30 protein-coding genes are annotated in these 24164 nt (G+C 51.6%); 18 read left to right on the forward strand and 12 right to left on the reverse strand.

The annotated features are described in order from the left end of the window. The first annotated feature begins 18 nt into the window (after positions 1–18). The 4 genes from EVJ32_RS06995 (at position 19) to EVJ32_RS07010 (ending at position 2863) form a co-directional block, all read left to right on the forward strand. A complete protein-coding gene (locus EVJ32_RS06995) occupies positions 19–1437 on the forward strand; it encodes a glycoside hydrolase family 32 protein (RefSeq protein WP_131457656.1) in 1419 nt (472 codons plus the stop codon). Positions 1438–1561: 124 nt separating this feature from the next. Beyond that, complete coding sequence (locus EVJ32_RS07000; protein ID WP_131457657.1) at positions 1562–1855, forward strand: hypothetical protein; 294 nt, start codon at positions 1562–1564, stop codon at positions 1853–1855. Between the two features lie 77 nt (positions 1856–1932). Beyond that, positions 1933–2355, forward strand: coding sequence for a YhfM domain-containing protein (locus EVJ32_RS07005; RefSeq protein WP_131457658.1), 423 nt, complete (start codon positions 1933–1935; stop codon positions 2353–2355). A gap of 91 nt (positions 2356–2446) precedes the next feature. Beyond that, positions 2447–2863: a YhfM domain-containing protein gene (locus EVJ32_RS07010; protein ID WP_236635567.1), complete on the forward strand. Its 417-nt coding sequence runs from the start codon at positions 2447–2449 to the stop codon at positions 2861–2863. 25 nt (positions 2864–2888) lie between these two features. Here the strand turns inward: EVJ32_RS07010 and EVJ32_RS07015 are convergent, their stop codons facing one another. Next, positions 2889–3734: an alpha/beta fold hydrolase gene (locus EVJ32_RS07015; RefSeq protein WP_131457659.1), complete on the reverse strand. Its 846-nt coding sequence runs from the start codon at positions 3732–3734 to the stop codon at positions 2889–2891. Between the two features lie 116 nt (positions 3735–3850). On the opposite strand from EVJ32_RS07015, the gene EVJ32_RS07020 reads away from it, so the two are divergent. The 3 genes from EVJ32_RS07020 to EVJ32_RS07030 all read left to right on the forward strand — a co-directional run bounded on the left by EVJ32_RS07020 (position 3851) and on the right by EVJ32_RS07030 (position 6695). Beyond that, entirely contained in the window at positions 3851–4846 is a 996-nt protein-coding gene (locus EVJ32_RS07020) for a helix-turn-helix transcriptional regulator (protein ID WP_131457660.1), read from the forward strand. 221 nt (positions 4847–5067) lie between these two features. Further along, the gene (locus EVJ32_RS07025) at positions 5068–5928 is read left to right on the forward strand and encodes a metal-dependent hydrolase (RefSeq protein WP_131457661.1); all 861 of its coding nucleotides are present in this window, start codon (positions 5068–5070) and stop codon (positions 5926–5928) included. Positions 5929–5936: 8 nt separating this feature from the next. After that, positions 5937–6695 carry a DUF817 domain-containing protein gene (locus EVJ32_RS07030; RefSeq protein ID WP_131457662.1) on the forward strand — a complete coding sequence of 253 codons (759 nt, stop codon included), beginning with the start codon at positions 5937–5939 and terminating at the stop codon, positions 6693–6695. A gap of 36 nt (positions 6696–6731) precedes the next feature. On the opposite strand, the gene EVJ32_RS07035 is transcribed toward EVJ32_RS07030, so the two are convergent. After that, positions 6732–7139: a hypothetical protein gene (locus EVJ32_RS07035; protein ID WP_131457663.1), complete on the reverse strand. Its 408-nt coding sequence runs from the start codon at positions 7137–7139 to the stop codon at positions 6732–6734. A gap of 75 nt (positions 7140–7214) precedes the next feature. Between EVJ32_RS07035 and EVJ32_RS07040 the strand changes: the two genes are divergently transcribed. Further along, a complete protein-coding gene (locus tag EVJ32_RS07040; RefSeq protein ID WP_131457664.1) occupies positions 7215–7628 on the forward strand; it encodes a hypothetical protein in 414 nt (137 codons plus the stop codon). Here the strand turns inward: EVJ32_RS07040 and EVJ32_RS07045 are convergent. The 7 genes from EVJ32_RS07045 to EVJ32_RS07075 all read right to left on the reverse strand — a co-directional run bounded on the left by EVJ32_RS07045 (position 7613) and on the right by EVJ32_RS07075 (position 12069). Beyond that, positions 7613–7888 carry a GNAT family N-acetyltransferase gene (locus EVJ32_RS07045; protein WP_236635566.1) on the reverse strand — a complete coding sequence of 92 codons (276 nt, stop codon included), beginning with the start codon at positions 7886–7888 and terminating at the stop codon, positions 7613–7615. The genes EVJ32_RS07040 and EVJ32_RS07045 overlap by 16 nt on opposite strands. A gap of 148 nt (positions 7889–8036) precedes the next feature. After that, positions 8037–8873 (reverse strand): GGDEF domain-containing protein, encoded by an 837-nt coding sequence (locus EVJ32_RS07050; RefSeq protein WP_161568787.1) that lies wholly within the window; start codon positions 8871–8873, stop codon positions 8037–8039. Between the two features lie 1051 nt (positions 8874–9924). After that, positions 9925–10455, reverse strand: coding sequence for a hypothetical protein (locus EVJ32_RS07055; protein WP_131457666.1), 531 nt, complete (start codon positions 10453–10455; stop codon positions 9925–9927). Beyond that, positions 10452–10868 carry a group-specific protein gene (locus EVJ32_RS07060; protein WP_131457667.1) on the reverse strand — a complete coding sequence of 139 codons (417 nt, stop codon included), beginning with the start codon at positions 10866–10868 and terminating at the stop codon, positions 10452–10454. The genes EVJ32_RS07055 and EVJ32_RS07060 overlap by 4 nt, the downstream gene beginning before the upstream one ends. A gap of 10 nt (positions 10869–10878) precedes the next feature. Beyond that, positions 10879–11157 carry a hypothetical protein gene (locus EVJ32_RS07065; RefSeq protein ID WP_131457668.1) on the reverse strand — a complete coding sequence of 93 codons (279 nt, stop codon included), beginning with the start codon at positions 11155–11157 and terminating at the stop codon, positions 10879–10881. Continuing rightward, the gene (locus EVJ32_RS07070) at positions 11154–11600 is read right to left on the reverse strand and encodes a hypothetical protein (protein WP_131457669.1); all 447 of its coding nucleotides are present in this window, start codon (positions 11598–11600) and stop codon (positions 11154–11156) included. The genes EVJ32_RS07065 and EVJ32_RS07070 overlap by 4 nt, the downstream gene beginning before the upstream one ends. Positions 11601–11613: 13 nt before the next feature. Next, positions 11614–12069, reverse strand: a complete 456-nt coding sequence (locus tag EVJ32_RS07075) for a helix-turn-helix transcriptional regulator (protein ID WP_131457670.1) — start codon at positions 12067–12069, stop codon at positions 11614–11616. A 271-nt stretch (positions 12070–12340) separates the two neighbouring features. Between EVJ32_RS07075 and EVJ32_RS07080 the strand changes: the two genes are divergently transcribed. The 4 genes from EVJ32_RS07080 (at position 12341) to EVJ32_RS07095 (ending at position 14750) form a co-directional block, all read left to right on the forward strand. Further along, positions 12341–12628: a hypothetical protein gene (locus EVJ32_RS07080; RefSeq protein WP_131457671.1), complete on the forward strand. Its 288-nt coding sequence runs from the start codon at positions 12341–12343 to the stop codon at positions 12626–12628. Next, positions 12606–13346 carry a hypothetical protein gene (locus tag EVJ32_RS07085; RefSeq protein ID WP_131457672.1) on the forward strand — a complete coding sequence of 247 codons (741 nt, stop codon included), beginning with the start codon at positions 12606–12608 and terminating at the stop codon, positions 13344–13346. Before EVJ32_RS07080 ends, EVJ32_RS07085 begins: the two co-directional genes overlap by 23 nt. 97 nt (positions 13347–13443) lie before the next feature. After that, the gene (locus EVJ32_RS07090) at positions 13444–14160 is read left to right on the forward strand and encodes a DUF2750 domain-containing protein (protein WP_131457673.1); all 717 of its coding nucleotides are present in this window, start codon (positions 13444–13446) and stop codon (positions 14158–14160) included. A 53-nt stretch (positions 14161–14213) separates the two neighbouring features. Then, entirely contained in the window at positions 14214–14750 is a 537-nt protein-coding gene (locus EVJ32_RS07095) for a DUF2199 domain-containing protein (protein WP_131457674.1), read from the forward strand. Between the two features lie 5 nt (positions 14751–14755). Here EVJ32_RS07095 and EVJ32_RS07100 read toward each other — a convergent pair whose 3' ends face one another. Next, positions 14756–15472 (reverse strand): DUF5694 domain-containing protein, encoded by a 717-nt coding sequence (locus tag EVJ32_RS07100; protein ID WP_131457675.1) that lies wholly within the window; start codon positions 15470–15472, stop codon positions 14756–14758. Between the two features lie 334 nt (positions 15473–15806). Between EVJ32_RS07100 and EVJ32_RS07105 the strand changes: the two genes are divergently transcribed. From EVJ32_RS07105 to EVJ32_RS07120, 4 genes are read left to right on the forward strand one after another with little or no spacing between them, the layout of a single operon-like run. After that, positions 15807–16175: a hypothetical protein gene (locus EVJ32_RS07105; RefSeq protein ID WP_131457676.1), complete on the forward strand. Its 369-nt coding sequence runs from the start codon at positions 15807–15809 to the stop codon at positions 16173–16175. Between the two features lie 21 nt (positions 16176–16196). Continuing rightward, a complete protein-coding gene (locus EVJ32_RS07110; protein ID WP_131457677.1) occupies positions 16197–16682 on the forward strand; it encodes an SRPBCC family protein in 486 nt (161 codons plus the stop codon). Between the two features lie 2 nt (positions 16683–16684). Further along, a complete protein-coding gene (locus EVJ32_RS07115) occupies positions 16685–17161 on the forward strand; it encodes a GNAT family N-acetyltransferase (protein WP_131457678.1) in 477 nt (158 codons plus the stop codon). A 19-nt stretch (positions 17162–17180) separates the two neighbouring features. Continuing rightward, positions 17181–18161: a Gfo/Idh/MocA family protein gene (locus EVJ32_RS07120; protein ID WP_131457679.1), complete on the forward strand. Its 981-nt coding sequence runs from the start codon at positions 17181–17183 to the stop codon at positions 18159–18161. A 136-nt stretch (positions 18162–18297) separates the two neighbouring features. Here the strand turns inward: EVJ32_RS07120 and EVJ32_RS07125 are convergent, their stop codons facing one another. Beyond that, positions 18298–21678, reverse strand: a complete 3381-nt coding sequence (locus tag EVJ32_RS07125) for a dynamin family protein (RefSeq protein ID WP_236639495.1) — start codon at positions 21676–21678, stop codon at positions 18298–18300. A gap of 16 nt (positions 21679–21694) precedes the next feature. Beyond that, a complete protein-coding gene (locus EVJ32_RS07130; RefSeq protein ID WP_131457681.1) occupies positions 21695–22315 on the reverse strand; it encodes an NAD(P)-dependent oxidoreductase in 621 nt (206 codons plus the stop codon). A gap of 187 nt (positions 22316–22502) precedes the next feature. Between EVJ32_RS07130 and EVJ32_RS07135 the strand changes: the two genes are divergently transcribed. Next, positions 22503–23594, forward strand: a complete 1092-nt coding sequence (locus EVJ32_RS07135; RefSeq protein WP_070327270.1) for an FUSC family protein — start codon at positions 22503–22505, stop codon at positions 23592–23594. A 117-nt stretch (positions 23595–23711) separates the two neighbouring features. Further along, positions 23712–24137 (forward strand): hypothetical protein, encoded by a 426-nt coding sequence (locus tag EVJ32_RS07140; RefSeq protein WP_070327269.1) that lies wholly within the window; start codon positions 23712–23714, stop codon positions 24135–24137. Positions 24138–24164 lie beyond the last annotated feature (27 nt).

A 24164-nucleotide genomic window follows, 5' to 3' on the forward strand; every position in this document is an offset into this window, starting at 1 on the left:
GAAAAAGGAAGTGATTGTATGAGTTGGACGAAGGCAGAGCGTTACCGCTCGTTACGTGACGTGAGTGCCCTCGAGATGGAGACGCTCCGCACGAAGACGGCCGCTTCCCCGTGGCGGTTCGGATACCATATCCAACCGCCGACAGGACTCCTGAACGATCCGAACGGATTCACGTATTACAACGGGGAGTATCACATGTTTTATCAGTGGTTCCCGCTCGGACCGGTACACGGTCTGAAGCATTGGTATCATGTCACATCACCCGATCTCGTCACGTGGACGGACCGCGGGGTGGCGTTAGTCCCGGAGACGACCGAAGACTCACACGGTGCCTATTCGGGCAGCGGCTTCGTGAAGGACGGTGAACTCCACGTCATGTACACCGGCAACCACCGGACGGACGACTGGACGCGTCACGCCTCGCAAATCATCGGCGTGCTACGAGACGGCAAGATCGAACGCCGGAACGTCGCCATCCCGGACGTACCGGCCGGGTACACGGAACATTTCCGTGACCCGAAAGTGTGGCTCGAGAACGATGTCTATTACGCCATCGTCGGAGCGCAGCGTGATAACGAGACGGGATGTGTCGTCTTGTATCGTTCAGCTGATTTGAACGACTGGACGTTCCTCGGCGAAGTCAAAACGGGTCTCGACCCGTTCGGCTACATGTGGGAATGCCCCGACGTGTTCGAACTGAACGGTCAACACGTCCTCGTCTTCTCGCCACAAGGCATCGAGCCGGAAGGCCACCGTTATCACAACATCTATCAGTCTGGATTCTTGATCGGCAAACTCGACGTCGAGACGTTGACGTTCACACACGGCGCGTTCGAAGAGCTCGATTTCGGGTTCGACTTCTACGCACCACAGACGACCGAACATGAAGGCCGCCGTGTACTTGTCGGTTGGATGGGTTTGCCGGAGATTGACTACCCGACGGACCGCTACGGCTGGGCCCACGCCTTGACGTTACCGCGTGAACTCTCGCTCGAGGACGGGGCGCTCAAACAGCGTCCGGTGCAAGCGATGACGAAGCTGCGCCAAGACGAATTCGTCAACGCATCCGGTACGGTGATTGAAACTTCGACACCGGACCGTTACGAGCTCGAGCTGAAAACGGACGGATCTGACTTCACGCTCGACCTGCTTCAAGTCGGGAATGAGTCACTCGTCATCCGTTATGATGCAGCGACGCATGAATTGACGATCGACCGGACGAACGCCGGTGAGCCGTTCGCGACCGAGTTCGGAACGACACGGACGAAAACGATCGCCGTCGAATCACTTCATGTGTTCGTCGACTCGTCGAGTGTCGAATGCTTCGTCAATGACGGCGAGGCCGTCGCCACGCTCCGCGTGTTCCCGAGCGAGCTCGAGAAGCAGTTGCGCTACGTGGGTGCGGTCGCAAGTCTGACAGGTTGGACGTATCAATAAGGAAGAGCTGGGCTTCGGCCCGGCTTTTTTGTTGTCCTATAAATCCGACTGTTTCATTCCTTGCGTGTGTTATTCTGGGAATAGGTAATAACTTACATATCAAACAATAGGAGACGATAGGACAATGTGGATCATATTTGGATTACTTGCGATTGCGGCGACGCTGTTCAACTTGTATACGTTCAGTGTCGGGAGAGACTACAAGCTGCCGATGGCGATTGCCTTGTCGCTGACCGCGTTGACGGTGTGCGCGGATTATAGTTATTTATCTGTCTGGGTCGAAGCGGAGGATTGGAGTGCGTTGGCGGATGTCGTACCTGGCATGGGGCGAGCTTGGTGGGTACTGACGAGCATCTCGATTGGATTGAACATGTTGCCAATCTTTTTAGAACGAAGCATGAAGAAACGAAGATTATAATTCCGAAATGCAAGTGAAACCAAGCGCTCACTTTTTGCGTATGAAAGGATAATCATAAACTTGGGAGTGATGTAATTGTGGACCGACTGTTTGATTTTATGAAAGAAGTAAGGCGGATCACGTTGCCATATGGATATGGCAGAGAACGACTCAAGGCGATTGACGCTGAAGAGATGGATCAGGTGAAAATCGCTGAGTCCTCAGGGAGGACGCGATTCAGTGAACAATTTTTAATCGAGTTGAATCGATTAAGTGACATTAAAGTGTTCGCGGACATGCTTCGAAATGCTGATGAGTTTACGGGCGAAACGATTCACAATGAACCGGATTTTGATCTCGAAATCCGTTACAAGGGCGATGACGTGGAACGCTATTATCTTTGGCTCGGTCGAGTCGGGTCACCGAGTGTACTGATGAACGTCTCGCAAACGCATCTCGTATACAAAGTGCCGGCGGACGTCACGGACCGGCTGATTCGTACGCTCGGGATTGACGACTGAAGCGGTATATAAGAAGGTTTTTTTTGCCCCATGAAACCAATCACACGCGTCTCTCGTATAGATACAAGACAACATGCGGAGGTGAGACTAGATGAAACGTCGGGATAAATGGATGACAGGTTTGGCGGCCTTGACCGTCGGCTTGATGGGAGGGTGCGAAACGAGCGAACTGGTTGCGGAAGACATCGCGCAAGTCCGTATCGCTGAATCGGTCGACTTTGGTCGGTTCCAGGAGCGGGCCGTCGTCACGTACGACAGACTCGAAGACGTCAAAGTGTTTGCGGACATGATTCGAAACGCTGACGAACAACCAGGAATCGTGAATATGGCGACACCCGAATATGATGTGGAAGTTCGATATACGAGTGATAAGACAGACCGCTATTACGTCTGGATTGGGGAATCTGGTAAACCGACTAGCCTGATGAACGTAAACGATACGAACACGGTTTACCTCGTCCCGGCTGACGTGACGGACGAGTTGATTGAACTGCTTGAGACGGATTGAAAAAAGACACCTGACCTCAGGTGTCTCACGAGTTGAAGCGGATAAAGCGCTCGATCTGCTGTTCGCTCTTCCGGGCGTGGCGGCCGATCCAAATCAAGTGGCCGGGGCTGTTCAAAATGATAATTTGGGCGTGCGGGATAAGCCGCTTCGCGTAGAACGCATGCCGGACCGGGACGGCCTTGTCGTTCTTCGAATGGACGATGTACGTCGGACACGTCACCCCGCGTAACGCCTCGGCGGGGACACGTTGCCTAAGATCGAACTGGGCACCGAGCCCGAACGCCATCTGGCTCGCGACCCGCTTCAATAAGAAGATATCGTACGGCGTCACTTCGTCCCGGATGACGTCAAGCGCGAGCAGACTCGTCGATTCGATCATCCGCGCCGTCGCCTCGAACGGTTGCTTTTGAAGCGCTTTAAAGACGAAGTACTTCATCGCATATTGCGCCATGATGAACGCGGGCTGGGCGACGTTTCGGCTGACGTAATCACGGTACGGGAAGTCGACTACGCTCGTCACGGCGGCAGCGAGCGTCAAACTCGCCGTCCGCTCATTGTTAGAAGCGAGCTCAATCGCCGTTGGCCCACCTGCCGAGATGCCGTAGATGTGATAGCGGTCGATGGCCATGACTTCCATCAAGCGCCGTAAGTGTCCTGCGAACTGTTGCGGCGTGGCCGAAAATGAGTACGGAGTCTCACCGTATCCAGGCCGTGATGGGACAATGACCCGGAAGCCGGACAAGACGAGACGGTCCACATGGTACGGTTCTAGACTCGACGATTGGGTCCCATGAATCAAGATGACGACCGGACCATGACCGCGGTCCATATATTCGATTTTCGTGCCGTTGACATGGGCATAGTGTTTCACAGCGGCGTGCGCCTCCTTAAATGAATTGTAATGGAAAATAACTTTATTTCATGGAAATTACATGATAATGTCTGTTTATACATCATACATATAGAGAACTGAAAGGGGATTAAACCGTGAACAACCGAGAACGGTTACTCGAGGTGAGACGGTTTTTCGAACGCCACACAGATGACAATCATCCAAAGACGTTAGAAGACTTGCTCGAATATTTATCGACAATTGGAGATACTTCTAAGTTAGCAAAAAAATCGGTGAAAGACGACATTCAAGCATTGACCGATTCGGGGTTCGAGGTGCAGGATGAGCTTGAAAAGAACGGTCTCGCCAAAAAATACTGGCATTCGGCCCGTCTGTTTGAAATTCACGAGCTTCGCATGATGGTCGATGCGATCGTCGCGGCCAAGTTCATCTCGGAAGATGTGACGGAAAGTATCGTCGAGAAGCTCCAGAAGCTGACGAGCATCCCGGAAGCGGAGACGCTCCAGTCGATCATCAAGACACCGAAGAAAAAGCATGGACAGATTCCGTACCATATCGACCGCATCCAACGGGCGATCCAAGAACAGAAGGCGATCTCGTTCCAATACACGGACGTCGTCGGCTTTGACGTCACGAAACGCACGTTCCCGCTCCGCCGTGACGGCGAGCGCTACGTCGTCAATCCGATCGACCTACACTGGAACCATGAGCAGTACTATTTGATCGGCATCGACGAATCGATCGGGGAGATTCGCAACTATCGTGTCGATCGCATCGTCAATTCGGAAATCGTCGAGGACGACACGCCGCGCCTGAAGCATCATCTGGCGGACGATTACTTCCAAAAATCGTTTAACATGTATAACGGGCTCGATGAGGAGATCATTCTTGCCGTCGATGAGCGGGTGCTCCCGGTCATCTTCGACAAGCTCGGGGAAGATGTATCGATCACACGTGAAGAGGAACGATTCCTCATCCGCTTCGACGCGGCCGTATCAGACGGTTTCGTCTTCTGGCTCCTGTCGCTCGGCACGCAAGTCGAGGTGCTCGAACCGATCACGCTGCGCGACCATATGCGTGAAACGATTGAGTCGATGGCAGGCCGTTACGCCAAGGCGAGCATCCACTAAAACGATTGATTTGAAACTGTGATATACTGCTTGCGACACTTGTAGAAGGGGGACAGGCGGATGTTGAATTGGATGCCTTTGATCATTCCGATTGTCGCTGTCATTTTTGTCGCCGTCGTCGCAAGACGCGCCATGAAAATGGACCAAGAGAAATAAAGTATGGACAGACATCCGCCTCGCGATGAGGGGGATGTCTTTTCAAAACAGAAAGAAGGTGTTGCATGGATACGATCACACATACGTTGTTCGGTTTGACGCTCTACGGGGCGGCCGACAAGCGTGAACTACAAAAAAATGAAAAGCGGGCGCTGTTCGTGACAACACTCGTCGGGAGTCAGATTCCGGACAGTGACGTCATATCGCGGCTGTGGGATACGGAAGGGATGTATCAGATGTGGCATCGCGGCATCACCCACTCGATTTTCCTCGTGCCGCTGTTCGCGTTACTGATTTACATACTCGTCCGCGTGCTGTTCAACGTGACCGATGTCCGCTATTTCTGGTGGGCACTCTTATCTGTGTTCATCCACAATACGGCCGATTTGTTCAACGCCTGGGGGACCGGTTATTTCGAACCGTTGTCCGACGTCCGGGTCACGTTCGGCGTCATCCCGATCGTTGACTTCGTCTATTGGGGGATTTTCCTCGTCGCTTGGCTCGTCGCGCGTCGGGCGGACGTCCGGCATACGGTGTACCGCTACGCTTGGGCAGCCATCCTTGTCCACGTCTTGATTCAAAGTGCGCAGGGTGCGTACTTGTATCAGACGTACGCCGCCGAGCATGAAGAAGTGGCACTATCGGCCTCGTTCATCCCGACCCAGTTCACAGTCGTCACGAAAACGGACGAGACCGTCTCGATCTTCAGTGACTCGATCTATCAGACACCTGAGCTCGAATACGAGCTGACGAGCGCGGACGATGCCGACTTGACGCCGCTGTTTGATGAGAATAAAGAAGCGATCACGCTCAAACAGTGGTCCCCGTTCGTTGTCGTCGTCGAAGAGGATGAACGTCTCGGTCTATACGATCCGCGTTTCTTTGACGGCGAGTCGTCATTCCTCTATGAATACATCGAATTGTAGGTGACATCATGCGACGGCTACGTTATTTGTTCATTTTCGGTTACGAGCAGGCGCTCAGTTGTATCTTCCCGGTTGCGATCTTCGGTGCGCTCGCGCTGACAAAATGGCTCGACTTTCCGCTGCCACGCTATGACGTGCTGCTCATTTGGTGCCTGCTCGTCCAAGTCGTGCTCGTCAAAACCGGGCTCGAGACGATGGAAGAACTGAAAGTCATCAGTTGGTTCCACGTCATCGGTCTCGGCCTCGAACTGTTCAAAGTACAGATGGGGTCGTGGAGCTATCCCGACGAGGCGCTGACGAAACTTTTTGGCGTCCCACTTTACGCCGGCTTCATGTATGCGAGCGTCGGCAGTTACGTCGTCCAGTCGTGGCGCCGGCTCGACCTCGAGTTTTTGAAGATGCCACCACCGCTGATCGCTTTCGGGCTCGGTATTGCCATCTACTTCAACTTCTTTTGGCACCACATCTGGCTCGATTTGCGCTGGCTGTTGATTGGTCTCGTCTTCCTCACGTTTGGGCGGGCCATCGTCACGTACCGGCTTGACGACCGCCGTTTCACGATGCCGGTCGTCGTCGCTTTCTTTTTGATCGCCTGCTTCATCTGGTTCGCCGAGAATATCGTCACGTTCTATAACGGTTGGGCGTATCCGAATCAGTTGAGCGGCTGGGCACTCGTCGACCTCGGCAAGTTGTCGTCGTGGTTCTTGCTCGTCATCATCAGTATCTTGCTCGTGGCGTGGCAGAAGCGACGCCAGGAACTCTCGTAAAAAACGTGTGCAACCGGAATCGGTCGCACACGTTTTTTAGGTCGTTGGTTGTTTGGAGCGGGCCCACATATGGACGATGAATATATAGAGTGGGAACGTGAGCGTGAGGGCGATTATCAATAGACCGACGACCGGTGTCGGCCAGGCTGCTTCGTTAGGAGGAGGGATGATACGCGTCCAGCCAAACGTGAACAAAGCCAAGTACGGAAGCCATAAGAGATAAAGCAAGAGATTCCAAAGTGTTGGGGTCAACTGCACGATTTGCTGGATAGCTACACGTGCGAATACGACGAGTGAGGTGAGTCCGATCACAGCGATGACAGGTACATACGCGTCGCCGATCCACAAGGACAGCCGTCCACTGTTGGCGAGTAGTTGAATGTTAACCAATAAGACGAGTGCCATTAAAATTGAGATTGATTGTAACTTGAGGAAGTGGGTCATATAGGACTCCTTAATCTGGTGGGATGATGAAACATTATTCAGCAGTGCTCGTATACTACGGAAGAGGTGATCAGATTGGCACAATTAATTGCGTTTTGGGTTGTCGGATTCATGTGTGTGTTCTCAACTTTCATGTATATATCGCAGTGGCGGAGCGAGCGTAAACTGAGTAAACTGCTAGGTGCTGTATTTAGTGTTTTAATAGCCATCGTTTGTTTTATGCTCGCCGTACCCGATACATATGATCGTGCGCTTGGCCGCTATGAGACGGAGAGCGGAAGTTGCTACGTCGTCGACAATCAATCGAAACAGGGCGGGGTGACGCTCTGGTTTGAAGAAGCATCGTACGATTTTCGAGCAACGCCGGACGTCGCGTACGGGCCGGGCACGCTGTTTGATTGTACGGTCACGTTGACGAAAGTACAGTCGACTGGAGTTGACTATGAGTTGCGTTCGGCAGAAGGAGACGTCCTTTACTCGAGCGATTGATTCAAAATATCCCTTTTACAGATGTCGAGTCCTGATTCGGTTGTTTCGACATGCAGCCATCCACGCGCCAAGTAATAGTCGGTCGCATTGTCTGTACGTAAATAGACGGTTGAATGACCGAACTCGATTGCAAGGGCAAGTAATGACTCAATCAACTTTTCAGCAATGCCTTGTCCTCGGTATGTCGGATCAGTGTATAACGAAGCGAGCCAAGGAGTGTAGGCGGGCCGAGTCGCGCAATCTTGCTCAAACAACGACACGGTCCCGACGCACCTCCCTTCTTTGAGCGCAATCAACGTTTGCGGATAAGTCGTGGACGACGTCTTCGTATGTTTTTTTGCTCGATGTACCCATGACGAACGCTTGATACACTATATGGGCGACGTCCGTCAATCACGTCTTCTCCATCTAGCCAGTTGCTGATGCTTTAGAGAGGATTTGCTCGACGATCGCATTGCAATTCTCTCGACTCACTTCATAAAACGTGTCCTCATACGTCAATCCAACGTGTTCGCCGCTCTGCAGTTCATATTGTTCGAGCAGCGGACGGATGCGATCATGGACGACTTGTGCCGATTCAGGTGATGTATACGGGAAAATGATAGCGAACGTATCGTGTGCGATCCGATATTTTTGATCGGTACGTCTTGTCGCCATGTGGAGTTCGTCACTGAAGTAATTCAAAAACCATTCATATTCGGTCCGTCCATAACGTTCCTCGAAATGCGTGAACTCGTGCAGCTGGATAAACGAGACCGCGAAGGAACCACCATGGCGGATAAGACGGTCTCGTTCTGAGTTGACGTCCATCTGAAACCGTTCTGAGTTGTCGAGCCACGTCTCGGGATCGACGGCGATCAGTTGCCGGGCCCGTTCTTCTAGCTCATGTCGTGACAACTGGACCTTCTTCACGAGTTGATGAATGAGGCCGGACAAGATAGACATGGTGAGGAGGAGAGCTGTATAGCTAAGCCCTTTCCAGTTGAAAAACTGAACTTCTCCTTCTTGATAGATAGGAGCGAACCACAAGAAGTAGACAAACAAGAATGCCAGCAAGGCGACAGAAAACGTCAATCCTGCCCGCATCCCAAAGGCGAGAGAGGCAATGACGATGATTGGTAAGATGACTAATCCGATGACTCCGACGTCACTCATCAAGAGTAGAGACACGTATAGAATGGTGCCGATGATGAGGCAAGAGATGAGCCCGAATAGTTTAATTGATTCTTGAGTCCATTGATTCATGATCATTCCTCTTTCTGAGTTCGTGTTGTCCCCATGTTTACGGAAATTCCTCGTTTATCAAAATTAGGCGAGAATACGCCCACTTCTAAACGACGCGGGCGAAGCCCTAGTGAAAGTGGGAGATGAATCGCCTTCGAACCAGGCGTGTCTTTCGATACGGCAATGGTTCGACATCGTGTTTGAACTTCCTGAAATCAGGTAAAAAATAAGTGTCACGTTCCTTGAAAACTGAAGATATAGGGTTGTGGCAGGAAGTTCGTCTGTCACGTAAAATTTTCAACGTTCACCTAGCAGATGACCGAAGTAGCGAAAACCAAGCAAAGTAGGCATCAGCACTAAAGAAACGGACACGATCAACTTCCAACCGTCGGGACGACGGGGTTAGCCTGATCAGGTTCCGACTGATAGGTCGGATAACTCAGGAATCCTCCACCTCTAAACAAGGCGTAGGTGGGGGTAGTTCAACTAGTAATAGTATAGACTAAACTATTGATTATAGACTAAGCAACAGAATTGGTGTCTGAATTCATCCCAATACTTTTTAAATAAATTTGACGACAGCTTATATGATCATACGTTAGTCTCACGGCGGACAATACATTCAAACTCACTATTATCTTGTGGCACTTACAGATACGTTGGCGTCGAGCCAGATTGATCAAGATATTTCAGCTGTGCAGTGGGTGTCGATTGATTCAATGCATACAATCAGTCATCTCTACCAAGAAGATGTTCAAATCATTTTGGATACGTATGAGCGATTTCAAAATAAACTTGAAATCTATAACTTATAGCTGGGGCATTTAGCAAACGATTCTCTCGGCGGATAGCCGACTTGTGATTGCGGAGCAAGCGTCGCACGCAATCCATTTAGATTGTCCAGACGTCATTATTTCGGTCGTAGAGGAATGTTTGTCTCGGCTGAAAACGAGTAGACATATTGAATAAGGACTTATTCAATATGATTTTAGATTCAAATAAAAACCGGCTAGTGAGAGTTTTTTCTCAATCAGCCGGTTTTATTGGATTACGACTCTTCTATTTAGAAGGATCAATTTTTGGCGTTAAGTAATTCGATTTTAAATACGCTCGTCATCCCCGATCGATCTTTCATCAGGATGACTGAGATTAAATCCTCTTCAGACAAGTCAGAGAGTTGGATGATTTTATCCTGTCGATAGATGCTCACCTGTTCTTCCACAATCTCATATCGAAGCGTGCCTTGATCAGTTGCGTCATCGAACGACATCTTTTGGACTTCAATAGCATCGTCTTCAACTTCTCGTACCTCAGCATAAAATGTTTCAATGTCAGACGGTGAAAGGACCCAGACATCTTGTTCATACGCTTTGTAGGCGTCGGTGTATCCTGCAACATAACTGATCAAGACGCTCACGACTATAGTGACGATGAATAAGACAATCGCAAGTTTATCAGGCGGTGCGATGGCGGCACCTTGGCCTGGATTTGATTGTACAGTGTTAGTTCGACGTCGTTTGTACACTGTGAAATAAATCGTGGCCATAGTTATGATATGAAGCAGAATGATAAATCCTACGACCAAATAAATCGGGAAAATCATAGAGTATCCTGCTTTGCGTATACCGTTGTGAAATGGTCGGCGATATGTGAAGGGATGGCCTCGAGCGGCCCTGTCAATTGAGTGACAGAGGATAGATGATAAAACGTACTCGTCATCTCGAAGTCGTTGAACCGATTCGCTGCATCATGGATGAACAGTGGTACGTCCGCGCCGAGGGCGATCCCGAGTTCGACGTGGCTGCTCTTCCCGGCCGGCAGTAAGATGACGACAAAATCAGATGTACGAATCGCTTCGAATTCTTTAGCGCCGATGTCTCGCAAGTCCTCGATTGTCGCTGCTCGTTCATTCATGGTCCAATCGTATGTATGGGTGTGGCCTTGTTCGATGAAATGGTCCCGCAATTGCCGGACGTGATTGATGTTATAAAAATCGGACCCGATGTAAAACTTCATAAGTAGCCTCCTAAATCGTATTCATGTTGTATGCGACGACTCGCCATAATAGAAATAGAAACGCGAGAGCATAGGCTGTGAGCAAGCCGATCCCGAAAGTAATGCCTTGTCGTCGCGTCCACTCTCGACTGTGACATATGTGAAAGCTGAAACCGATGGCCGAAATGATGAGCAAGGTGGCTGTACCGTCTATCCAGACGAATCCAGCATGCGTCCAGTTCGGAGCGAGTAGAAAGTAGGGAATGGCAATCAGCAGGCTTGAAGATCCGATGAGTTGCGCTCTTGTCATAGCCGTTCACGTGAAGCCGTCATTGAGACCTCGTGGATGATGAGTAACAGAATCGCGATGAAGAAAGTGATCAATGAGACGTATTCCGCTCCGACGTTCAAAAAGAAGTTGAGGCCGAACAACGGGGACACGAATAGAATGTAGAGCGGGTATTGGATTGAAAATAAAGCGTCCAAAAGAAGGATGTCACGCATATACGTCTCGAAGCTGTTCAATGTGAAAACGGTGACACTCGCGAACAGGAGTGCCGTGATATACAGCTTGGCAACCTGATTTCGCAATAAACAAGTTCCTAGTAGACAGAACAGGAGCGCGACCGAGGCTGCGGCATGCAGGGGACGAATTGTTGCGTCGGGGAAGGTGGCCGACGGGATAATATTCACGATCAACGCGATGACATAAACGACTGACAACGTCACGATGCATCTTTTATTAGTTTTCACGATCTGACTCCTTTCATACGTCTTGCGCTAGTTTGGCCAACACGAGTGTGGCTTCTTCTACGTCGAACGAGCTGTGCCAGCGGACGTTTTGACGATCTAAAATCCGGTAATGGCCGCTGATCAGGTTTTGTTGCAACACATAATCTCCTTCTGTTGCGGTTTGCTTCCACCAGACACGACCACCGAGTGTCTTTGACTTCGGTTCGTACGAGACGTCTTTGGCGATCAGTCTGACGAACTCGACTGGGTCGTCCCCGATTTCGCTCAAAAGAATCTCGCTATCATTAAACAGGGAGCACAATGTGACGATCGTGCTCCAGTTGGCGATGGTCCGCTCTTTTTCAATTTGAATGAGCGTCTTTTTGGATAACCCTAAGATGTCAGCCATCTCTTCTTGAGAATATTGTCGTTCCAGACGAACCGTTTTTACTTGTTTTGATACGAGTTGGATGAAATCCGATTTGTTCATCGAGCACCTCTTTGCTTGAAAGCATTAACCCTTTTCTAGGTGTTTTATTTACAATTAGTTACAAGTGTAATTTTACACTAAGCATGAACAGTGTCAATGTGATCTCTCATTTTATGTATATAATTCGGAATCATCCTTGCGATAAAATAGATGAAGTTGGAAAGGGGAATAAAAATGACGAAAGAACAGTTGATTACGTTGTTACCCGTTTCAGAGACGGAAGTTCAGCTCGAGGATGTAGTGGGAATCACTTTAATTTGGAGGGGATTACGTGGAGCTGCATTTGCCTAAGCGAATAAATCCGTTTTTCTGGTCGATGTTTCCGTTTGTTTTTGGGTTGGTCGGTTATTATCAAGTTTTTATCAGTTGGGAGATTCCACAGTTTGGTTTTCGTGAGCTTGAAGACGTCGGGCGACTGGATTTCATCCTATTCACGAGTGCCTGTGAGGCTGCCTGGATCATTGTCATTTTATGGATTGGGATTCAGTTGCTGAAAAAATGGTTTAAGTCAGCCAAACAAAAAGGAGTGAAACGCGATGACGATGAGCGGATCACATAACCGGTTACTTGATGCCGACTTGTGGGGCGGGACAATCATCACGCTGCATCAAGCAGACGACGCTGCCATCGTGACGTGGCGAGGCGAAGAAATAAAACTCGCACTCGCATTGACAGATCCGTTCATTCGCGTGATGGATGAAACCACATTTGTGCTTGTCGACTTCACACGCGATAACTTGCGACCAAACGCCTGGGTCGTTCGAGCGGACGGTTCCATCGAGACAAGTTTTCACGCCGGTACGTTTATCGCGTCCATCGTCGTCGATGAGTCGGGTATTTGGGTCGGCTATGGAGATGAGGGAATCTTTAGCGAGGGGATATCGACCGAGGCGCTCGTCTGTTTCTCAAGAAGCGGGTACGTCTTGTTTCGCTATAACCACGACACGCGTAAAGCCCCGATTATCGTCGACTGTGAGCACCTCGTCACGACCGAATCAGGTGTCTGGTTCTTCCCGTCGCTCGAACGCGAATTGACACAGATTGACCGTAACGGACGCATCGTCGCCTATCGGACACCAAAGATAATCTGTGATAGCGAGGCGATGACGATTGTCGACGAGATAGCTTATTTCGTGACGGGCGGCGAACTGTACCGTTGGACGTTCGGTCGTCGGGAGAAGCCGATTCGATGCGGACGGGTGACAGGTGACCTGCGCGGATGTACTGGCGGATTTCTTCAAATCAACGGAACGGATGTAACGTTTCTTCGTGTTTGAAGCGTTAAAACACCAAAGCAAACCACGAAAAACGCATTCCCTCTTTTCGCCAAAAAAAGTATACTCATGTTATTGAATGACGAAATGAGGGATTGCAATGCGAATCGAAACAAATCTTCCAGGATTTACGTTAGAGACAATCGAAGCGGTCGAAAAAGAGCTCGGGAGTCGTTTGCCGAACGAACTTCGGGAGGCGTGGCGACATGATAATAAATTCGAGGTCGGGGAATGGTTCTTCTATCCGATTAAAGACGAACGCTTCTTCAACAAAACGTGGGACGATATTATCCGTGCGAACAGGGACGAGCGCGGGTTGCCTGAACACTTTATAACGGTCGCTGCGAACGGGAGCGGGGACGAACTTGGTTTTTTGACTTCAGACGTCGAGACGATTTATGTCTGGTGGCACGAGACGGATGAACTCGAACGAGTGGCTGATTCAATCGAGGCGTTCGTCGAGGTGACGCGATTGGAGTTGGACGTGATTGAGACGTTCTGTGAACGTGTCAATGAAAGCGAGACGGTGTTCGGGTTGTCGGCAGAAGCGAATGACGGTTGGGCATATGCGCCCTCGGTCATTGAGGAGACAGACGTGTTACTTTTCTTTTCGACTCGTGAACGTGCACTTTCTTGCAGAGTAGAGGAATGGGACAACTATCATGTGATTGAGTTACCGCTCGATTTATTTATTGCGGCCTGGTTGCCGAATATGTCAGAGGACGGGTTGTTATGCGGGTTGGACTGGCCTAGTGACTTGAAAGGGATGGAATATGATCCCGAGACCGTCCTAGAATCCATCGAAGAAGCAGAATGATTTTATTTCACATACCGCAATTGTATTTGTTTTTTTAAAGGAGAACGCATAAAATGATGAACCGTTTCAAACAGAAGCGCAAGCATAGCGCGCAGTGTGCCTGCTCGGTCTGCCAGACGCAGATTGACACACCGCTCGGATATGGCTCACTCATGCCGACCTATATCGAGGATTTCTCAAAGAAAGACATGAAGCGGCGTGTCTTTTTGACCGACGACATCTGCGTCCTAGACGAGGAACATTTCTTTGTGAATGGTTGCCTCGAACTCCCGATGATCGGAGAGGACGACGTCTTCACTTGGAACGTCTGGGTATCGCTCAGCGCTGATAACTTCTTTCGGATGCTTGATGCGTGGGAAGACCCGGCTCGTGTCGGACTTGAACCGATGTTCGGCTGGTTCTCGACAGACTTGCCCGATTATCCGGATACAATCAATTTGAAGACGAATGTCCATATCCGAGAGGTCGGGATGCGGCCGTTCATCGAATTAGAGCCGACCGACCACCCACTCGCCGTAGAGCAGCGAGAAGGCATCTCACGGGAACGAATTGAGGCGTTGGCCCGTAGTATCGAACGAAGGGAACAGTAAAAGTATTAAGTAAGGATGGCATTGAGTGTACGGACGAGAAAGTCGTCGTCCGTCTCAAAAAACTTTCTCAACAAATGGACGTGTGCTAGGCCATACAATAGCACGATGCGGTCACCCGTCTTCGCGGCACGCCTCACGTTTTCATAGATGCGCTGGTTGCGTTCGTTCCAATACGATTCGACCCAACGCGAGCCAGTCGGTCCGATAGCAGCAATGTCTGTATAGGCTTGATGCATGACATCCGTGACTTCTCTCTGGTTTATATACGCATAAAAATCAGTAATCGAGCGAAGACGGAAAGCAGTCTCCACGCTATGCATGAGTACGCGTTGTGTCGCGATGATTGCCTCCATCTCGACCGGATGAGTGTCCATCACGTCGCCGAGGCTGTCACCGTCAATCGTCTCGTTCCAATCAACGGCTTGAACGAATGACAAGTCGCACAGTTTGGCTAGCCGGAACCCGATTTGCTCGCGCTCATCTTCGGTCGCTGTGCGAGGGTCTGCCACATACGATTGATAGCGTTGACTCAACGAGTGTTGATCAGTGGTTGCGACTTCGAGACAAACGGTAGTCGGTTTGAAGCAAGAACATTGGGCTACGAAATCGTCTAGCTCCTGTTGGCGGGTCGGACTGAGGATATCGGACGCTTCCGGCATCAATACATCCCCGTTGTCCGGCATATTCAAATGTGTCGTTCCGATAAGTAACAACTGAATCATGTTTTGCTCACGCTCCTAAGGTAAGATATCTATAAGTTTTGTATACGAACTCCTACAAAATAGGTTTCAGAGCAGACAATCGAGGGTGAAGCAGTGTGACACGAGACGATTTCTTTTCAATGTACAGGCGCGACCCTGTACGAGGAAAGTCAATCGTTCGTCAAGGTTTGGATCAGGTTCAACATCATGGTCTCCAGGGAATTCTGATGCCGGAAGGGTTCAATCCGGCAACATGGAAGCAAAAGACAACTGCCGCATTACTCGGTTTCAATCTCGGCAAAGAGACTTTAGAAACATACAAGCGAAAGTATCAGTTACGCTAGGAAGGGGTATTATGTTCGAACTTGTTCGCCATACACAATCCATCGCCTATTTATTTTTCCCTGCCTCTAAGCGGATGGACATTCATCGTCAATTGAGCCGATGTAAAGATGGTTCCATCGAAACGTTTGAGACGACCTCAATCACGTCCGGTTTTGGTTCAATCCAAAAACGGCTTGTGCTTCAGTATGGAGACGTGTCTTCGCTTCAAGTGGAGCATCATGACGTCACCATCACATTGTCTGAAGCGACGCTTCATCACTGGCTGACGGGGCTGGCTGTCGAGTCTGAACATTACGAAGACTTCGTCGTGCCGGCCACACATTTGGACGAGACGAACGCTAAAGGGATTGAGTGGTTAATCTTCTTTAGGAGAACATAGACCAGTCCACGAGGAGGAACAATGAAACAACCTACTGAAATCGCGACTTATCAGATGACCATTCAAGCCCCGATCGACCATGTCTTCGCCTGCCTCGCAGAAGATGAACATATCGTCAAATGGAACGACCATTTGATTGAAAACATTTATGAGGATGGGGACGCATCGCTCGTGACGGGGAAACGGTTCATCTCGGTCCAACAGTTCGAGAAGAAAGAGATTCGGGTCGAATCCGAATTGACGTATGTGAATCGCCCTTATGAGTGTGAAGTGCTAGCGATGACGAATCAGGGAATATCGACATCGACTTATGTGTTGACCGAGACACCGAATGGGACGGACGTGACGATTCGCCTCACGCTCATCCCATCGTCATGGCTGTACTCCTTGTACGTGAAAGGCTTTGCTTGGGCGATTCGGCTCATTTACGACGATCAGTTTAAACAGTTTCGGATCTATAAGGAAGCGAGCGCACCGAAGCAGCCTTCCGTTCAGGGGGCGGAGTGACAATGATTCGACCTATTATTCCGACGCTGCGTGAGCCGGTGCGTGACGTCTTTATCGCTGAGTGGGGATCATCTCAAATGGTCATCTCGACCGGGACGTATGACTGCGCTACGCTCGACGGTTTCGTCGCGATGGAAGAAGCGACAATCATCGGGCTGATCACGTATGTCATTAGAGAAGAGGAACTTGAAATCATCTCGCTCGATAGTTTACGAGAAAACCGCGGCATCGGGTCGTCACTACTCGATGAAGTGGAGCGCTGGGCCCGGCTTCATCGACTCAAGCGTATGTCGCTCATCACGACGAACGACAACCTGAAGGCGCTTGCTTTTTATCAAAAGCGGGGTTGGCGCCTCGAACGAATCATCCCTGGTGCGGTTGATGAGGCCCGCCTACAAAAATCGTCGATTCCAATGATCGGCGAGCACGGCATCCCGCTCCATGATGAAATCATCCTACATAAAATTATCACCCACTAAAGAAACGAGGTACATCCTTATGATTCGATTCGGTATCATCGGCACGAACTTTATCACCCATTCATTTTTAGAAGCCGTCCACGAAGTCGAAGGTGCGACCGTTGCGGCCGTCTATTCACGGACAGCGGAGCGGGCGATCGAGTTCGCAAACGAGTATGGGATCGTCCATACGTTCACATCGCTTGACGATATGGCGATGAGCGACGTCATCGACGCGGTCTATATCGCAAGTCCGAACTCGCTCCATGCCGAGCAGAGTATCCTGTTCATGCGGCACGGCAAGCACGTCCTCTGTGAGAAACCGTTCGCCTCGAACGTCGACGAGGTCAAACTGATGCTCGAGACGGCGCGCGAGCACGACATCGTCCTCCTTGAGGCACTCCGCAACATGTTCATGCCGAACTTCCAAATATTGCGTCAAGCGCTGCATCGCATCGGTCCCGTCCGGCGTGTCATCTTGAACAAATCGCAATACTCGTCACGCTACGACTTGTATAAACGCGGCGATAACCCAAACACGTTCAATCCCGCTTTCTCTAATGGTTCGCTGATGGACCTCGGCGTCTATTGCCTCGGTCCCGCCTTGAAACTGTTCGGTCGACCGGACGCCGTGCAGGCGAACGCCGTCAAACTCGACTCTGGGGTCGACGGGAGTGGTTCGGCCATCTTGTCGTATGACGGCATGGACATCATCGTGCTTCATTCGAAGATTCGCGGCACGGACGCACCGTCTGAGATCATCGGGGAAGCGGGCCGCATCGTCATCGACGATATCGCCTCGCTCGACCGCTTGACGTTCGAAGGCCGCGACGGGACGACCGAGGAACTCGCCACGGAACAGACGACACACATGAAGTACGAGATTGAAGCGTTCGTGCTTATGATTCTAGCAGGCGAGAGGGAGACCGAGATCCACTCATTTGACGACATGCAGTTGCTTGCTGACGTCATGACCGATATCCGGCGGCGCATCGACGTCCGTTATCCGGCAGATGTATAAAAATAAGCCTCGAGCGCGCGCTCGAGGCTTATTTTATGATTCTTTATTGAGATACAAATGGCGGATAAACAACCCGAGTGCGACCGTCATGATGACGGCCGGGATCAGGCCGACGAGCAATAATGAACCCATGCGTTCAATCCTTTCTGAGCGCATCGAGGCGCTGTTTCATGTCATCGAACGACTGCCCGTCCGTCAGTACGCTCAGCTCACCGGCGACGAGGTCGTTCACTTCACGGTTCCAAGCAGTGCTGAGCGTCGTCTCGAGCAATTGTAAGTGCGAAGTGGTCCGTTCGGCTTGACGTGTCCCGACTGCTTCGAGCTGTTCCCGGACGGCGGCTTTTAAGCGCGCGCTCAAGTCGTCGCGCAGCTTCGTCCGACCGTCGGCTTCGAAGAATTGATTCGCGTTCTTATAGTGCTTCAACACGGGACGGAACGGGTCCGCTTCGAACGTGACCGGATCGACGGCGTCGCGGAGCCAGTCGATGTCGATGTCTTCTTCGTATGATAACGTCGGCAAGACGGGGCGCAGTTTGAGCGTCTCACGCTCGATCAACCGTTCTGTCTCTTGCTTCAAGAAGCGCTCGAGCCGATATTGGAACACTTGCAGCTCTTGGTGGATGTCATACGCATACTTGTCGAGCGTGCGTGTCAGGGCGCGCTCGAGACTCGCCTTCGAGCCGTCGACTTCGACCGGATGGAACGTCTCCTTGACGAAGTCCGAGAGCCGGAAGAGGGAGCGCGTCTCGAGGTGGGCGAGCAGTTCGTTCACTTCGCGCGTGAACGGGTCGACGAGCGTCGTGACGCTTAATCGGTTGTCGGACTCACGCAACTGTTCGAGTTGTGTGCGATGTGTTTCTTTGACAGTCGCATCGGCTTCGGCTTCGCGTAAGACGTCTTCGAACGCGGCGACGAGAGCGCTCGTCTCGTCTTTGATGCGGACGGCGTTCGCTTGGCGCAGGTCATGGTCGACGAACTGCTCGAGCTTGGCCGAGAAGCGGTCGAAACCATTGTCTCTGCCTTGGATGGCGTTCCGGCTTGAGATCGGCAGGACGGTCGGATTGCGGACGCCGAGCTTCGTCAACTTGTTCGACACGTAATCGGTCACGGCATCGCGTTCCGCGTCATCGGTCGCCAAATCGGACGCGTTGACGAGGAAGAACATGTCATGGCCGCCCGTCCCTTGGACCCGCCCGAGCTGGATGACGAGCTCGCGGTCGGCCTCGGTGAAGGCATGGTTGTAGTACGTCACGAACAGGACGGCGTCGGCGTCGCGCATATAGCCGAACTGTACCTCGCTGTGGCGGTTGAACTGGGAGTCGGCGCCCGGCGTGTCGACGAAGATGATACCGCGCTCGGCCCAAGGGGAGTCGACATATAGCTCGATCTCCTTGACGATGCAACTCTTCTCTTCCTCGGTGACGAACGAGCAGAACGTGTCGTAGTCGACCGACTGCTCACTGCCGAGATAGGACAGGGGAGCGTTCTTGACGGCGTTGACGAACGGGTGGTCGATGCTGAGCGCTTCAAGCGAAGCGCCGTAGCCGTTCAGTTCCGCCTCGAGCTCGTCGCGTGTCTTGAACGTGATCGAGGCGCTCTTATGGGCTAGACCGTTCGGGGGCACGATCTTTGTGATCGAGGCCGTCAACGGGTTCGGCGACGTCGGGAGCACCGTTTCGCCGAGCAACGCGTTCAGCGTCGACGACTTTCCGGACGAGAACGCACCAAAGATGGCGAGCGTGTAACGCTCGGACTCGGCCCGGGCCAACTTATGACGCAACGACTTCACGCGTGACTTGAATAGCGGATGTTTCTCTAATATTTCACATACCGCATATTCAAACGAAAAATCAAATGAAAAAGCAGTTACATCATCGCCCAAAAGCGAGGTCGACGCAACTTCTTGTTGCTGGTGTTCGACTTGTTTTTTCGGTAACTGGCCGGCCTCTACGTAATGTCGGGTCTCGAGGTCGCCCAACCGGTCTTCCGAAATGTCACGTGTGGCGTAAGTAGAGAGCAGCGCTTGCTTTTCAGCAAGCCGGCGTTGAAGCGCCAGCGTATCGAGCATGTCATATAAGTCGTCTTGCTCGGTCTTGATTTGGTCGATCCGGTCTTTTCCTTCAGCCTCGAGATACGTCTCGACCGAGGTGACCCACGTGTCGGACACTTTCGTCACCCAGGCGGCGAGGGCCGACTCGATGTCACGGCTGAACTGGAGGACCGTGTCGCCACTGAGTGACGCCCCGGACTTCACTTGCTCGCTGATGAGCGTCTTCGGTGCGGACGGCAATGTGTCGGGACGAGACAAGATCGCTTCTGGCAGCTTCAAGTCACGGACGATGTCCTCGGCGTATTTGATCAAGTGGGGCCGCAAGTTCGTATCAATCAATCGGTTGAACTCTTTGGCGGCGGTGTCTTCACGCCGCACACGTTCCTGGCGCGTCTTTTCCTTTGAGAAGAACAGGCCGACTTTGAACTCAGGTGAACAACTCTCCAGGTAATCCCGCAACAGTTCACGGAACTCATAGTTCATGATCGGCGCACTGGCGACGATCGGCGACTGGTGTTTAAAGAACTCACGACGGAACGACTGCAGCCACGTCGATTTCTTCTCGAGTCGCTGGAGCCGGGATTGGATCTCCGCCGTCTGCTTCTCGACGACCGGAAGCTGTTCGAGCGCTGTCTCGATTGACCGCACAGACCGGTCGAGCAACGTGTCGACGAGGAGACTTGCTCGCGCCTCACTCTGCTCTCGGGCGGTCTCGATGACGGCTTGGACGTGGGTCCGGAGCCGGACGACCTCGTTCTCCGGGTGGTCGAGCTCGCGGAGCGAGATGTAGAACATATCGTCCGGATTGATGGCATGACGCATAAACGCCGTCTCGAGCGAGCGTTTGAACGCGTCAAACGGAAGTTCCGTCTCATCGTGCTTGTCGATCTGATTGATGATGATCGAGTAGGGGCGGGCTTCGGCGCTGAACTGTTTCATCAACTGGATGTTCTGTTCCGATTGGACGTGATTGTAGTCCATCATGAAGAACAAATGGTCGGCGAGGAAGAGCGACCGTTCCGTCGCTTGGCGGTGACGCTCATCGGTCGAGTCGATACCTGGTGTGTCCATCAAGACGACATCACTTCCGAACGGGAAGCGCGGTAGCGCGTATTCGACTTCTTTGATCTCTTCGATTTTGCAGTAGTCGCCCAAGTGCTCGAGCTCGTCGGTCCCGAGTCGGATCCAGTCCGTGTCATTGATGGCGACCGAGGCACTTGCGTCACCGTTACGGAGCGTGACGATGTTCGCGCTCGTCGGGATCGGGCTCGTCGGCAATACCCCGTCGCCGAGCCAGTTGTTGAGCAGCGTCGATTTACCGGCCGAGAAGTGACCGCAGACGGCGATCCAAATCTCGTCACGCGTCACTTTCCGGAGTGCGGTCCGGGCGAGCCGGGCCGACTCGGTCTCGTCTTCTGTTTCAAATACGTCGGTCAATTGCGCCAGGCGCATGCGTTGTTCGCTCATAATCCCCATCCCCTAATCATGATTCCGTCGTGATCCCGACGCGGTGTCTGATGTATGTTCTGTCTTTCCAGGCGCGAAGCACGAGCTCGGCGACGTCATCCCGTGCGATCGGGCCTGAGTTCAACGTGCCCAACACGTCGGCCGTGATGACGATCTCACCGACAGATTTGCCTTCGATCAATTGCGTCGGACAGACGATCGTGTAGTCGAGGTCGGAGGCTTCGAACAGCTCATAGGCTCGGGCGTGGTCCTCGGCTGCGGTCGTCATCGACCGTTTCGACTCACGCGTCTCGAAGCGATAGTTGTCCGAGTCGTGTGCCCGTAAAATGCCAGCTGTGCCGACGATCAAGATGCGTTTGAGTCCTGCCTGTTGCATCGCCGCGATGACGAGCGGGGTGAAGTGCGACAAGACGTTTTGTTTGTCGGTGCCGAGTGCTGACATGACGACGTCAGCACGTTGTATCGTTTCAATGACGGCTTCCTGGTCGGTGGCGTCGCCGATGATGACGTCAAGACCGTCCCTCGGTTGAAGCGGTCGTCTCGTTAATAGGCGGACGTGATGTCCGTCCTCCAGTAATCGTTCAAGCATCCGCATCCCCGTGCGGCCGCTTCCTCCAAATAAAGCAATGGTTGACAAGTAAACCCCTCCCCATCAAGATTAAAGAAAATATCCAACGCCATCATACCACGGAAGCGCTCTAGAATCGGGCAAAATGACCTGACTTCGACCGGTTCGAAGGGCAAATGTTTCACGCACGCCGAAGTCGGCTAAAAAAATTGCATGACGTGTACAAAGGGGGAAGACACTCCGGTGTCGAGAACGCATGAGATTTGGAGCTAGAACGATCAAAACCGGGATTTCTGTCGCCCTGGTGTTACTTATTGCCGAAGCGTTTCAATTTGAACAAATCGTCGTCCCTGCACTCGCGGCCTCGCTCGCCTTGCTGCCGTCGGTGTATCAGACGGGTGTCCGGCTTTTAGAGGAGATGAAAGGGAACTTGATCGGCGCCTTACTGGCCGTGTTCTCGTTGATGCTGACACCGAACCCGACACCGATCGCGATCGGCGTCGTCATCATCATCGCCATCTCGATCCTGCTCTTCTTGAACCTCGAGTCGACGACGCGGACCGTCATCTTGACGACGATCTTGATCATGGAAGGGGCGAGCCAGTCCGACCTGTCGATCTTTATGTTCGCCGGCGAACGTTACTTGCTCATCATGATGGGGATCACCGTCGCGCTGCTCGTCAACGCGTTGTTGTTCCCACCGCGCTATGAACGGAAGCTCGAAGACGAGATCACGACCGTCTTTCAAATGGCGGTCCGGATTGCCCGCTTGTTCTCCGAGACGGAAGGCGGCCGCTCGTCGTTCGAATCGCTCGACGAGACGAAAAAGAAACATCGCGGTTCGAAGACGACGTATGATTACTTCGAAGAAGAGATCAAAGCCAACCGCTGGCTCGAGAAGAAGACGCCGATCTACCGTCGGGCCGTCCTCAAGTCGAAGATGATCGACACGAACAGTGCCGCCATCCACGTGCTCGACAAGTTGTACGACGATTATTTGACGGTCGAACATCTGCCGCCACAACTCGAGGAAGAACTGTTGCGCCATATGCGGCACTTGCTGCGTCGGCATGAGCGTTTGTTCTCGGCATATGAGCTCGAGAACGAACACATCATTGACCGCGAGGAAGACTTGATCCATGAGAACTTCGACTTCGCCAAGCTGATGATCGAGAAGATGCGCGACGAAGAGGAAGAACTCATCTTGACCGTCGTCCCGCTCGTCGCGGCGATGACGAACTGGGTCAAGGCGATGAACGAACTCGAACGCTACCTCATCACCGAGATGAAGAAGCATAGCGACAATTTGAAAGTGGAACCGCGCAAGAAGTGGTTCTTTGAAGACTAAACGTTTCACGTACATGCCAAGCCGCTCATGCGACTTGGCTTTTTTGCCGGATAAAAAGGAATGTGGAAAGTGACTACCGAACGGAATAAAGGTAATCAGTTAAAAGGAGGAGACGGAGTGAAGAAACTGAAAGTTGAACTAGGAATGATTGGCCTCTTTTTAGTGATATGGGTGGGCTTTTCACTGACACTCCCGCCAAAGCTCGTTGCGAGTTCTGAAGATGAAAAGTTTAACGCGATTTATACCGTGTCACATTCTTTAAAGGAGACATGGGCGGGCGAATTGACGTGGGACGAATTGGACGGAGAGATTGTCGACTTGTCTTTTTATGAAAATGACACTCAACTGACTGGAGACTTTTTAAGTGAGCCAATTGACATGCGGCAAAATAGTTACTACGAATTTGTATTTTTAGGATCTGAACCGAATTCAGATAGTGACTATACGCTCCGTATTTTGTGGAAAGCAAGCGGTGAGAGTCATGAGGAGGTTCTGACATTTAAAGAAAAGAAGCGATTCTTCGTTTTGCCAACGCTTGATTGATGGCGCATTGTGCGATGTTTTATAGAT

Origin of the sequence: Exiguobacterium sp. SH5S4 (assembly GCF_004337045.1) — a bacterium.
Classification (GTDB): Bacteria; Bacillota; Bacilli; order Exiguobacteriales; family Exiguobacteriaceae; genus Exiguobacterium; species Exiguobacterium aurantiacum_A.

What these genes read in the sequence shown, in the direction of transcription:
- EVJ32_RS06995 (WP_131457656.1), top strand. Translation starts at nt 19, where the DNA reads ATGAGTTGGACGAAGGCAGAGCGTTACCGCTCGTTACGTGACGTGAGT.
- EVJ32_RS07000 (WP_131457657.1), top strand. Translation starts at nt 1,562, where the DNA reads ATGTGGATCATATTTGGATTACTTGCGATTGCGGCGACGCTGTTCAAC.
- EVJ32_RS07010 (WP_236635567.1), top strand. Translation starts at nt 2,447, where the DNA reads ATGAAACGTCGGGATAAATGGATGACAGGTTTGGCGGCCTTGACCGTC.
- EVJ32_RS07025 (WP_131457661.1), top strand. Translation starts at nt 5,068, where the DNA reads ATGGATACGATCACACATACGTTGTTCGGTTTGACGCTCTACGGGGCG.
- EVJ32_RS07030 (WP_131457662.1), top strand. Translation starts at nt 5,937, where the DNA reads ATGCGACGGCTACGTTATTTGTTCATTTTCGGTTACGAGCAGGCGCTC.
- EVJ32_RS07035 (WP_131457663.1), bottom strand. Translation starts at nt 7,139, where the DNA reads ATGACCCACTTCCTCAAGTTACAATCAATCTCAATTTTAATGGCACTC.
- EVJ32_RS07050 (WP_161568787.1), bottom strand. Translation starts at nt 8,873, where the DNA reads ATGAATCAATGGACTCAAGAATCAATTAAACTATTCGGGCTCATCTCT.
- EVJ32_RS07055 (WP_131457666.1), bottom strand. Translation starts at nt 10,455, where the DNA reads ATGATTTTCCCGATTTATTTGGTCGTAGGATTTATCATTCTGCTTCAT.
- EVJ32_RS07060 (WP_131457667.1), bottom strand. Translation starts at nt 10,868, where the DNA reads ATGAAGTTTTACATCGGGTCCGATTTTTATAACATCAATCACGTCCGG.
- EVJ32_RS07065 (WP_131457668.1), bottom strand. Translation starts at nt 11,157, where the DNA reads ATGACAAGAGCGCAACTCATCGGATCTTCAAGCCTGCTGATTGCCATT.
- EVJ32_RS07075 (WP_131457670.1), bottom strand. Translation starts at nt 12,069, where the DNA reads ATGAACAAATCGGATTTCATCCAACTCGTATCAAAACAAGTAAAAACG.
- EVJ32_RS07085 (WP_131457672.1), top strand. Translation starts at nt 12,606, where the DNA reads ATGACGATGAGCGGATCACATAACCGGTTACTTGATGCCGACTTGTGG.
- EVJ32_RS07090 (WP_131457673.1), top strand. Translation starts at nt 13,444, where the DNA reads ATGCGAATCGAAACAAATCTTCCAGGATTTACGTTAGAGACAATCGAA.
- EVJ32_RS07095 (WP_131457674.1), top strand. Translation starts at nt 14,214, where the DNA reads ATGATGAACCGTTTCAAACAGAAGCGCAAGCATAGCGCGCAGTGTGCC.
- EVJ32_RS07100 (WP_131457675.1), bottom strand. Translation starts at nt 15,472, where the DNA reads ATGATTCAGTTGTTACTTATCGGAACGACACATTTGAATATGCCGGAC.
- EVJ32_RS07105 (WP_131457676.1), top strand. Translation starts at nt 15,807, where the DNA reads ATGTTCGAACTTGTTCGCCATACACAATCCATCGCCTATTTATTTTTC.
- EVJ32_RS07110 (WP_131457677.1), top strand. Translation starts at nt 16,197, where the DNA reads ATGAAACAACCTACTGAAATCGCGACTTATCAGATGACCATTCAAGCC.
- EVJ32_RS07115 (WP_131457678.1), top strand. Translation starts at nt 16,685, where the DNA reads ATGATTCGACCTATTATTCCGACGCTGCGTGAGCCGGTGCGTGACGTC.
- EVJ32_RS07120 (WP_131457679.1), top strand. Translation starts at nt 17,181, where the DNA reads ATGATTCGATTCGGTATCATCGGCACGAACTTTATCACCCATTCATTT.
- EVJ32_RS07125 (WP_236639495.1), bottom strand. Translation starts at nt 21,678, where the DNA reads ATGAGCGAACAACGCATGCGCCTGGCGCAATTGACCGACGTATTTGAA.
- EVJ32_RS07135 (WP_070327270.1), top strand. Translation starts at nt 22,503, where the DNA reads ATGAGATTTGGAGCTAGAACGATCAAAACCGGGATTTCTGTCGCCCTG.